Origin of the sequence: Mycolicibacter longobardus, assembly GCF_002102265.1 — a bacterium.
Classification (GTDB): Bacteria; Actinomycetota; Actinomycetes; order Mycobacteriales; family Mycobacteriaceae; genus Mycobacterium; species Mycobacterium longobardum.
On record NZ_LQPG01000038.1, the window covers coordinates 21,797 to 33,092 of the forward strand.

General features: G+C 66.6%; 6 protein-coding genes. 4 read left to right on the forward strand and 2 right to left on the reverse strand.

Features of this window, described 5'->3' with window-relative positions; translation table 11 throughout:
• Positions 1–4: 4 nt before the first annotated feature.
• Positions 5–559 carry a bacterial proteasome activator family protein gene (locus AWC16_RS18970; protein WP_109561502.1) on the reverse strand — a complete coding sequence of 185 codons (555 nt, stop codon included), beginning with the start codon at positions 557–559 and terminating at the stop codon, positions 5–7.
• On the reverse strand, positions 535–2,487 hold the full coding sequence (locus tag AWC16_RS18975; RefSeq protein WP_085266298.1) for a DUF6541 family protein: 1,953 nt from the start codon (positions 2,485–2,487) through the stop codon (positions 535–537). The genes AWC16_RS18970 and AWC16_RS18975 overlap by 25 nt, the downstream gene beginning before the upstream one ends.
• A gap of 109 nt (positions 2,488–2,596) precedes the next feature.
• On the opposite strand from AWC16_RS18975, the gene AWC16_RS18980 reads away from it, so the two are divergent.
• The 4 genes from AWC16_RS18980 to AWC16_RS18995 all read left to right on the forward strand — a co-directional run bounded on the left by AWC16_RS18980 (position 2,597) and on the right by AWC16_RS18995 (position 11,060).
• Positions 2,597–3,793 carry a cysteine desulfurase-like protein gene (locus AWC16_RS18980; RefSeq protein WP_085266299.1) on the forward strand — a complete coding sequence of 399 codons (1,197 nt, stop codon included), beginning with the start codon at positions 2,597–2,599 and terminating at the stop codon, positions 3,791–3,793.
• A 417-nt stretch (positions 3,794–4,210) separates the two neighbouring features.
• Positions 4,211–6,028: a fatty acyl-AMP ligase gene (locus AWC16_RS18985; RefSeq protein WP_234812349.1), complete on the forward strand. Its 1,818-nt coding sequence runs from the start codon at positions 4,211–4,213 to the stop codon at positions 6,026–6,028.
• 303 nt (positions 6,029–6,331) lie between these two features.
• Entirely contained in the window at positions 6,332–8,641 is a 2,310-nt protein-coding gene (locus AWC16_RS18990; protein ID WP_085266302.1) for an autotransporter outer membrane beta-barrel domain-containing protein, read from the forward strand.
• Positions 8,642–8,681: 40 nt separating this feature from the next.
• Entirely contained in the window at positions 8,682–11,060 is a 2,379-nt protein-coding gene (locus AWC16_RS18995) for a hypothetical protein (RefSeq protein WP_085266303.1), read from the forward strand.
• The last annotated feature ends 236 nt before the right edge of the window (positions 11,061–11,296 follow it).

Here is an 11,296-nt window from a genome sequence, read left to right on the forward strand (position 1 = left end):
GGGCCTAGAGATATTGGCCGGAGCCGTGGCCGTGGGCGTGCCCGCCGGGGGCGGCACCTGGCGGCAGCGCGCCGTGGCGCATCTGCTCGAGCTGCGCCCGGGCCGCCATCTGCTGGGCGAACAACGCCGTCTGGATTCCGTGGAACAGGCCCTCCAGCCAACCGACCAGCTGGGCCTGGGCGACCCGCAGCTCGGCGTCCGACGGCGTGGCGTCCTCGCGCAGCGGCAGCGTCAGCCGGTCCAGCTCCTCGCGCAGCTCCGGGGCCAGCCCGTCTTCGAGCTCACGGATGCTGGCGGAGTGGATCTCGCGCAGCCGCACGCGGCTGGCGTCATCGAGCGGAGCGGCCCGCACCTCCTCGAGCAGCTGCTTGATCATCGTGCCGATCCGCATCACCTTGGCGGGCTGTTCGATCAGGTCGGTCACCGACTTCTCGTCGTCGGTCTCGGCCTGCTCACCGGCGGTCAGCATCCGCGGGTCGGAGCCGCTGATGATCTCGACACCGTCTGCCTCGGCTGCATTGTTGTTGCCGGTGGTCAACGCCCTCCGCCTCCCTGCCATTCGTAGATGCTGGCCCCGCCATTGTCGTAGATCTTGGCCCATGACCGCGATTTCCCCAGTGACACTAGTCCGTCGGGCAGCGAGAACCCGCGCACCGTTGGGCTGCTGATCAGCACGTAGCGGATATTGAGGCCCTGGACTGCCTGCGCCACGCGCGGATCGGTGTCGGCGTCGTCGGCGTAGGCCCAGAAGGTGAACCGCTGCGGACCCGGGCCCTGCTGCTGCGGATAGTCGTAGTGCGTCCACAGCGGGTGCAGGCCCGCGACGGCGTACATCCAGGCGCTGCCGTCGACGTTGGCGTTGCCGATCACGGTGTCGTGGGCCCCGGGCAGGGCCGCCAGGTGGGCGAACGCCTCCAGGTCGCGGGAGTCGACTATCACCGAGTCGTACTTGTCGCCGAACAGGAACGCGTGCCGCGGCAGGTAGTGCCAGGCCAGCCCGACCAGCACAGTCGCCGCCAGCAGCGCGGTCAGCGCCGGCCGGGCACGCGCACCCACCGGCTTGGACACCAGCCCCGCCAGCGCTGCCAGTCCCACGCCGGCCATCGGAATCAGCAGCAGCGTCATCGCCGCCATGATCCGGCGCGGATCGCTGTAGAACAGGTCCGTGAAGGCACCCACCACGGCGCCCGCCGGACCTCCCAGCGGAGCCGAGGACTGCACCACCCCCACCACCAGCACCGCCCACAGCGCCAGCGGCCACCACACCTTCTTGTAGAGCAGCAGCGCCGCCCCGACCGCGGTCAGCCCGACCAGCGCGTACTGGATCGGAAAGTCATTGAGGTGGCGGGTGTGCAGCAGCAGCGCGTCACGCAGACCCGACTTGCGGCCCTCGTGGGTCAGAAACGCATGCCCGGCGATGATCTCGGCCTGCTTGCGCACGCTGAGCAGCTGCGGCATCAGCAGCAGCCCGGTCGGGGCCAGCACCCCGAACAGCGCCAACGCGTCACGCCGCTTCCCGCGCAGCGGGTTCCACAGCGCGCCGTCCCTGGGGCACAGCCACCAGGCCGTCACCAGCAACACCGTCACCACACCGCCGGTCAGGTGCACCGAGAAGACCCCCAACAGCGCCAGCACCGCCACCGGGATCCGGTCCCGCACGGTACGGACGGCGGTGATCAGCGCGAAGGCCGGCACCACCAGCCCGTAGGCCACCAGGTTGGGCATGGCCGCGGTGCCGAACTCGACGTAGGGCAGCGCGGTGAACGACGCCGACAGCGCGGCGGCGGTGCCCGCGCAGACCGCAGTCACGGTGCTCGTGGTGACCCGCTGCAGCAGGTTCCAGGTGAGCAGCGCGGCGCTGACCGGGAACAGCCAGACCGAGGCGGCCAGGCCGGCCAGGGTGTAGGCGGTGGTGGGGGCGGCGCCGGTCAGCTGGCACAGCACCGCGGTCAGGGCGTGAAACGCCGTCGGGTAGTAGAGCTGGGCGTGGGTTTCGACGTTGCGCAGTTCGCCCATGTGGGTCGGTGACGCCTGGCCGGTGTCCAGGATGAAACGGACGGTGTTGGCGTGCCACACCGCGTCCCAGGTGCTGGGAATACTCTGCCAATTCGGGATGCCCCGCACCGCCGCCCAGCCGATCAGCAGTACACCGAGCAATGCTCCGGCGGCCACTATGAGTGTCGGCCCGACGGCGGATGACGGTGCCGCCACATGGATGCCCGGGCGCCGGTCCAGCAACGCCCGCAGCCCCTTGGACAGGCCTCCCGCCAGCGCGCCGACCGCCACCAGCGCAACCAGTGCAGTGGCCGCGTTCCACGGGATTCCGGCTGCGCCGAATGGGACGACGGCCAGGCCGACCACGCCGTAGGTCAGCGCCGGGCCAACTGTCACCGCCAGTGGCCAGGTCAGCCCCGCGCCGGCCGCGACGAGGGTGCCCGGCAGGACCATCAGCAGAAGCGCTGTGACCATTCCGAACCCCAGAAGCACTGCACTAGTATGTCTGCCAAGGTGACGCGGCTCAGCGCTGTGGGGGAGCTATCCGGTTATCCGAGACGTTCACCGATCGCCGATCTTGAGAACTTTTGAGGTGGCTGCCATGGCCTACGACGTCGCCCGAGTGCGCGGGTTGCACCCGACGCTCGGTGACGGATGGGTGCATTTCGACGCACCGACGGGCATGTTGATACCGGACTCGGTGGCCACCACGGTCTCGACCGCGTTCCGCGGATCGCTGGCCACCGCGGCGGGCCCGCACCCGGCGGCGCGGCGCAGTGCCGCGGTGCTGGTCGCAGCCCGCCAGGCGGTGGCCGACCTGCTGGGCGCCGATCCGTCCGGGGTGGTGCTGGGCCCCGACCGTGCGGTGCTGCTGAGCGCACTGGCCGACGCCGCCTCGTCGCGGGTGAGCCTGGGCTACGAGACGGTGGTTACCCGGCTCGACGACGAGGCCAACATCGCCCCCTGGGTGCGGGCCGCCAACCGCTACGGCGCCAAGCTCAAATGGGCCGAGGTGGATATCGAGACCGGTGAGCTGCCGAGCTGGCAGTGGGCGAACCTGATCACCCCGTCGACCCGGCTGGTGGCGCTGTCCTCCGGGTCCGGTGTCCTGGGTACCGTCACCGACATTCGGCCGGTCACCAAACTGATCCACGATGTGGGTGGGGTGGCCGTGGTCGACCATTCCGCGACTGCGCCCTACCAGCTGCTCGACATCAACGACGTCGAGGCCGACGTGGTGGCCGTCAACGCGGCCGGTTGGGGTGGGCCGCCGGTGGGCGCGCTGGTGTTCCGCGACCCGGCGCTGATCGACACCTTCGGATCGGTGTCGCTGAACCCGCATGCCGTCGGGCCGGCGCGCCTGGAGGTCGGCCTGCACCAGTTCGGCCTGCTGGCCGGGTTGGTGGCCAGCGTCGAATACCTGGCCTCGCTCGACGAGTCCGCTCGGGGTAGTCGGCCCGAGCGGCTCGCCATCTCCATGCAGTCGGCCGGGGCGTATCTGAGCCGGCTGTTCGAGTATCTGCTGAGCTCGCTGCGGTCGCTGCCGCTGGTGATGCTGATCGGCCAGCCCGACGTGCGTATCCCGGTGGTCAGCTTCGCGGTACAGAAGGTGCCAGCCGAGCGGGTGGTGCAGCGGCTGGCCGACAACGGCGTGTTGGCGATCGCCAACGTCGGGTCCCGGGTGCTCGACGTGATCGGGGTCAACGACATCGGGGGAGCGGTGACCATCGGGTTGAGCCACTACTCCACGATGGCCGAGGTCGACCAGTTGGTCCGGGCGCTGGCATCGCTGGGCTGACGCTTTTCGGTCCCCTGGAATCTCTCCGCAATCTCATCCGCTTCACCCGTAACCGAGGGCTCGGGGTGTGGTGTTTGCCCGGCTACGCGCGACAACCGCCGTTATGTCAGGTCAATCAGCTCCCGGTAGCGGCATAGTCGCTCGTAGGCGGGCACATCACTGCATGGTCCTGGATCCGCCGCCGGCGTCGATCCGCTTCGTCCGGCTCCGCGGGCCTTGCGATCGCCGCTGACCCGATGGCGTCGATCCGCTTCGTCCGGCTCCGCCGGCCTTGCGATCGCCGCTACGCTGTGGGCGATCACCGACCCACCCCTAAGGCAGAACCAGAAGATGGCAGAACTGACGACATCCACGACCTCTTCCGTCCCAGACACTCTGGTCGATCTGCTGCGCCAGCGGTCCGCAAGTCTTCAGGACATGCCGGCGTTCATCTTCTGCCCGGAAGGCGACATAGAAGAAAGCCGCGTCACCTACCGCGAACTGGACAGGCGCGCCCGCTCGATCGCAGCGAGGCTGCAGAGCCAGGGCGCCGCCGGTGAGCGAGTCCTCGTGCTGTGCCGTCCCGGGATAGACAGCATCGCCGGACTGTTCGGCTGTTTCTACGCCGGTGCCGTCGCGGTTCCGGTCGACGAGCACTGGGCGGCCCGGCGGGTCGAGACCGTCGTCCCCGAAGCGCACGCACGTTTCGCGCTGGCCACCACCAAGACCCAAGCCAAGTTGCAGGCCGCGGTGGACGAGCTGGCCGAGGGGCCGGGCTTGACTTGGTTGCTGATGGATGACAGCCAGGGTGACCCGGCGGCCTGGGTGCCGCCGGAGATCGACGGAGACACCGTCGCGATGATCCAGTACACCTCGGGTTCCACCGGGGTGCCGAAGGGCTGCGTGCTCACGCACCGCAACTACCTGCACAACCTGCAGGGCATCCTGCAGGCGTGGGACCCGCAGTCCGACGATCCGGTGTTCGACAGCGCGATCAGCGGGGTGTCCTGGCTACCGCAGTACCACGACATGGGCTTTGTCGGCGGCATCCTGGGCACGCTCTACGGCGGCGGTACCACCGTGTTGATGTCACCGAGCGCCTTCATGATGCGCCCCATCCGCTGGCTGCAGGCGATCTCGAGGTCCCGGGCGGGGATCAGCGCCGGACCCAACTTCGCCTACGACGCATGCGTCAAGCGCACCACCGCGGAGCAAGTCGCCGAACTGGATCTGTCGCACTGGTCGGAAGCGATTATCGGCGGCGGTCCGATCAGCGCGGCGACACTGCAGGCATTCAGCGAGAAGTTCGCGCCGGCCGGTTTCCGGGCGGAGGCGTTCCGCCCGGCCTATGGCCTGGCCGAGGCGACGCTGGGGGTGTCGGGAATGTCGGACTCCGCGGTGCCGGTGATCCGGCACATCGACCGCACCGCGCTCGGCGAGGACCGGGTTGTGGAGGCGGCCATCGACGCCTCTGAAAACATGGCGGCCGACTCCGTGGTCACCCTGGTGGGTTGCGGCAGTCGGCAGGGCGGCCAAGACGTTCTCATCGTGGACCCGGAGACCCGGCTGCGGTGCGGGCCCGACGAGGTCGGCGAGATCTGGGTCGCCGGGCCCAGCGTCGCGGTGGGCTACTGGGAGCGGCCGGAGGAGACCGAGCATGCCTTCCACGCTCGGCTGGCCGACCCCGGCCAAGAATCCAGCGGCCCCTACCTGCGCACCGGCGACCTGGGATTCTTCCGCGCCGACGAACTGTTCATAACCGGCCGGTGCAAGGACCTGATGACCATCGGCGGTTGCAGCCATTACCCCAACGACATCGAGATGACCGTGCAGGACTGCCACCCGGCGCTGCTGCCCGGACGCGGTGCGGCGTTCCAGCTGCCGACCAAGCGCCACGCCCCGGAGTACCTGGTGGTGGTGCAGGAGGTGCACCGGCACGAAGCCGCGGGAGTCGACCCGAACGACCTGATCGAAGCGATCCGGACGGCGGTCCGCACCAACCACGGCATCGACGCACAGGCCGTCATGCTGCTCAAGCCGATGCGGATACCGACCACCACCAGCGGCAAGATCCAGCGCAGTGCGTGCCGCGACCAGTACGTCGCCGGCGAGCTGGTTGCGCTGGCGCACTGGCAGGAGCCGATGGCGCCGGACGACACCCCCGACGTCAAGGGTGCGCTGCTATCCGGCCTGATGCAGCTCGCAGCGACCGGGTTGGCGAAGCGTCTGCGGGAATCTAAGGGCCTGCAAGGCTAGTAGAAGCCACAGCTCAGCATTCCTGAGACGTCTAACAGATCTGAGATCTCCCAAGTAGAGACATCTCGTTGCCTCAGCATGTCCTGGGTCACATGAGCAGGGCATAAGTCCTGCGACCCCTATCACATGGACTCTGTTGCGACATGGGAATACAGGTTTCCGGCGCCATGGACATCTATCGCATCACGAGCAATATGGCCCGGGTTTTGATGAACTCGTTCCTTACAAAATTTCGGTTAGACAAAACGGAAAACTCATGTAAGTTTAAGCAACGTCCGTAGTCAGTGGTCATAGGAGAGCATGATGCAGTTGGCGCTTCGCCCGTACGTCACCCCCGGCGTCGCCATTGCGGGTGCCGCCTTAATTGCGGTTAACGCCGCGGTCCCCACCGCGGTCCTGAGGCACCCCGCCGAGGCCCGCCAGGCGCTACAGAGCGTCGAGCGCCATGCTGTCCAGCTCACGGCGGACTTCTTTGGGCCGTGGACGGACCTGTTCACCAACACCACCGCCAACCTGGTGGCGATGGGGTCCGACAACGGCTGGGGAAATCTGTTCGAGCAGATCTTCACCGACCCGAGCTCGCTGAGCCGGCTGCCCGAGGTCTTCGACTGGCTGGGCAGCATCATGCCGCAGGTCAGCGGCAGCGACCCGATCATGATCCTGCTCTCGCCGATCCTGACGATCGGGATGGGCTTCATCGGCCCGATGATCACGGTGCACGACGCCTATCAGGACATCCTCAACCAGATCTTCAACCCGAGTGACCCGCTCGACCCGTTCGCGGCGATGTTCACCGCGCCGGCGCGACTGCTCGACGCCTACCTCAACGGCACGAGCACCGTCGATGTGCTCGGCATCCAGGTCCCCGCCTTCAACGGAATCCTGGTCCCCGGCCAGAACCTGGTCATCGACATGACCGCGGGCGATCTGGTCAACGAGCTGAACATCGGCAACGAGACCATCTCCAGCCTGCTCGACCAGACCGGGATCGGCACCCTGTCGATCGCGGACATGCTGACCGGCGTGCTGGACGCCGTCGGTCTCGGCGACCAGACCCCTGTCGACCTGCTCGACACGCTCGGGCTCGGCGACCTGGAGGTCGCCAGCGTGTTGTCGACCTTGACCGACGCGCTGGGCATCGGCAACCCCACCATCGCCGACATCATGGACCAGATCGGCATCGGCAACGTTCAGGTCGCCGACCTGGTGATCGACTTCACCGAGGCGCTGGGCTTCAACAACCCGACCATCAACGACATCGCCGGCGACGTCGGCCTGGCCGACCTCAAGTTGGCCGACCTGGGTATGACGGTGTTCAACGCCCTGGGCATCGGTGACCCGACGGTCAGCGGCCTGCTCGACACGATCGGCGCCGGCGACCTGACGCTGAACGGCCTGCTGACCACCGCGGTCGACGCGCTGGGCCTCGGCGGCTCCACACCGGCGACCCTGCTCGACGCGATGGGCATCGGCCAACAGACCACCCACGAGTTCGTGGGCTCGCTCCTCAACGGCTTGGGCCTGGGCAACCAGACCATCATGGACCTGCTGAGTCAGGCCGGCCTGGCCGACGCCGACCTCGGCGCACTGGCTGCCGCTGTCCTCGGCCCTGCGGGCGACACCTCGATGGCCGACGTTCTCGACTATGCGGGCTTCGGCACCGTCACGGTCAAGGACCTCACCGACCTGATGGGCCTCACCAACTTCTCGCTGGGCGCGCTGGTCGGCAACCTGAACAGCATGGGGCTGATCGGCAACCTCACCATCGACGACTTCCTCGCCGCCTCCGGCGCCACGCCGCTGGACAAGGGCGGCGACACAACGCTGGCCTCAGCGCTGGCCGGAACGACCATCGGCAGCATTCTGGAAGACCAGGGCATGTTGAACTCGCCACTCATTTCGCTGCTCGGCGACATGGGCAACCAATCGCTGGTCGAAGTGATCCAGGCCAACTTCTCGATGACGCTGGGCGACATGCTCCTTCAGGGCGGTATGGGCGACCAGACCCTGAGCGAGCTGGTGCTGTCGAGCCTGCCCAACCAGCCGCTGTCGGAGTTGCTCGGAGTGATGGGCAACACCACCCTCGCCCAGCTGATCGACCAGATGGTGCCGTCCAACGTGACCATCGTCGACATGCTCAACGACGCGGGCATCGGCGACCAGCACCTGTCCGACCTGCTCAACCAGTTCCTCGGTGACCAGACCGTGGCCAACGCGCTCGACGACGGCGGCCTGGGCAGCATGCACCTCAACGACATCATCAGCCAGGCGCTGGGCACCCAGAGCCTCAACGACATGCTCAACGAGTTCGGCATCGGCGGTCAGTCGCTCAGCGACCTGTTCGACCAGTTCTTCGGCACCACGACCATCAGTGAGGCGTTCGCCGGCCTGGGCAGCCAGACCCTGAACGAGCTGGTCGACTCGCTGTTCGGGTCCGCGACCCTGAGTTCACTGCTCGGCGACTTCGGCGCCCAGACCGTCGACGAGTTGCTCGCCTCGCTGGGCCTGGGTGATCTCACCCTGATCAACGCGCAGATCGAAGAGTTCTTCGGCTCGATGGCCTACTTCATCGACGGCCTGCCGAACCAGATTGCGGAGATCCTCGGTGGCTAAGCGACAAGACAACTTCGGAACTTCTGTCCGGGAGGGCATCATGCAGCAAACACTTCGTCCGTACGTCACCACCGGGCTGGCGATCGTCGGTGTGGGCCTGGTCGCCGCGCCGCCGGTCGCGTCGCACCTGCCGCAGCTGCAGCATGAGCTTGCGGTCGTCCAGCAGCGGGACGTGGTGCTGACGGACTTCTTCTCGCCCTGGACGGACCTGTTCGCCAACACCACCGCCAACCTGCAGGCGCTGAACCAGAACTCAGTCGACATGTGGGGGCTGATGGTTCATATCTTCACCAACCCCCAGCAGGCGCTGGCCGGCATCCCGGACGTCATCAACATCTTCACCAACCCGCTGCCCGGCCTTGACGTTCAGGCATTGCCCTTCCCGGTCGATGTCGACCTGCAACTGCCGCTCTGGGCGACTTCGCTGCTCACCAGCATGGGCCCGATGATCAACGTCTTCAACGCGATGCAGCAGCTGATACAGCAGATCTTCGACTTCAGCGACCCGATGGGGGCGCTCTCCGCCCTGATGGGCGCGCCGGCGACCCTGCTGGACGCCTTCCTCAACGGCTCCTCCAGCTTCGACTTTCTGGGCTTCAGCATCCCGCTGTTCAACGGGATCCTCACCCCGGCTCAGCCCGGCATCAGCATTGACATCGGCACCATTGTCGACGCCTCCGGCCTGGGCAACTCGACCATTACCGACCTGCTCACCCAGGCCGGTATCGGCGACACGCCGCTGGACACGTTGATCATCGATCTGCTCGACCAGGTCGGCTATGGCCACATGACGCCGGTGGACCTGCTCGAAGAGTTCGGGATCGGCACGGAGAGCCTGTCCAACCTGCTGATCGGACTGTTCAACGAGGCGGGAATCGGCAACCCGACGATCGCCGACCTGCTGACCGACCTCGGCGGCATCAGCCCGGACGACTCGATCGCGAGCCTGTTGATCGCCCTGCTCAACTCCCCGGAAGTCGGGATCGGCAACCCCACCCTCTCCGAGCTGATCCTCGGCTTGGTCGGCGGCGACGACCAGACCGTGGGCGGGCTGATCAAGGATCTGCTCGGCGCTCAGGGCAGCGAGTCCCTGTCCAGCCTGGTCGACCCGACCTGGACTGTCGGTGGCCTGCTGCGGGACTCGATGGGCAACCCGCCGCTGACCGAGTTCTTCGAGCAGATCGGCCTGGGCGGCATCACTGTCGGCTCGCTCACCGGCATCTTGGGCGAGTACGGCGACCAGACGCTGATCGAGCTGATGAACGAAGGCTTCCTCGGCCCGGATATCACCGGTGGCACCGGACTGCTCGAGCTGTTGTCTTCCTTCTTCCCGCCCGGCAGCACCCTCGGTGACCTGCTCGGCCCCATGGCCACTCAGACAGTCGGCGAGTTGCTGGAGTCGATGCCGGTCGGTGAGAACGAACTCGGCATCGACCCGCTCACCCCGCTGACCGACATCAGGTTCACCCAGCTGATGACGATCGCCGGTATGGGCGACACGCCGCTGGCCGAGCTCTCCCCGGAGAACGCCAGCCTGATCAATAAGATCGGAAACCCCACCCTCAACGCACTGTTGGGCCCCAACACTGTTGGCCAAACGGTGCAGAACCTGGGCTTCTACAACATCACCATGGCCCAGATGCTCCAGGCCATGGGCATCATCAACTTCGACATGCAGGCGCTGTTCGACGGGCTGGGCAACCTGAGCGGCAATGTCACCTTGGAGGAGTTCTTCACCGACCTGGGCTTCAACCCGACGTTGGCGGAGCTCATGACGAGCATCTTCGACGGGCTGGGGCTGACCGACACCACGCTGAACTCCCTGTTCGAGGACTGGGGCATGGGCAGCATTCCTCTGGGCAACCTGATCGACGCCCTCGGTCTGGACGACCTGAACATCCGGGCGATGCTCGACAACCTCGGGCTGAACAACATCGACCTGGACATGGTGATCGACCGATTCGGGTTGAGCGGCATCTCGATCGCCGGCCTGCTCAGCGACCTGGGCTTCGACACCCGGCACCTGGACCAGGTCATCGAAGAGCTGTTGGGCGGTGTCTCGATCGGCAGCATGCTCGGCGGTCTGGGCCTGGACGAGGTGTACCTCGACAGCTTCATCACCGACGTGATGACCAGCGTGCTGGGCGACCCGAGTCTGGGCACCTTCCTCGGTTGGCTGGGTCTGGACAACTACGACCTGAACACCATCATCGGCAACCTTGGCCTCGATGGCGTGACGATCAACTCGCTGCTCACCGACCTCGGCTTCGGCAGCGTGGACATCAGCACTCTGTTCGAAGCGATGGGCTTGTCCGACCTCGGCCTGCTCGACTTCACCAGCGACTTCTACGGGCTGCTTCCCCAGTGGCTCAACGAGATTCCGCAGCAGATCGCCGAGGCGTTGGGCTACTTCGGCTGAGCCTGCTGACCAGCAACCCGATGTTTCAGAACCAATAGATAACCAGAGCTAGCACAAACTGTGGGCCGCACAGATAGGAAAACCCAAATGGCTGTAGGGCGTAACACTTCGAGCAACGGTCGGCAGGGTCGGCGTAGCAGCCGGCGACTGTTCGGTGCCGGTAGTGCGGTTGGGGCGTTTTTGACGTTTGGGTTGTCGCCGTTGGCTGCGGCGCCTGTTGCGCATGCTGATGGTGA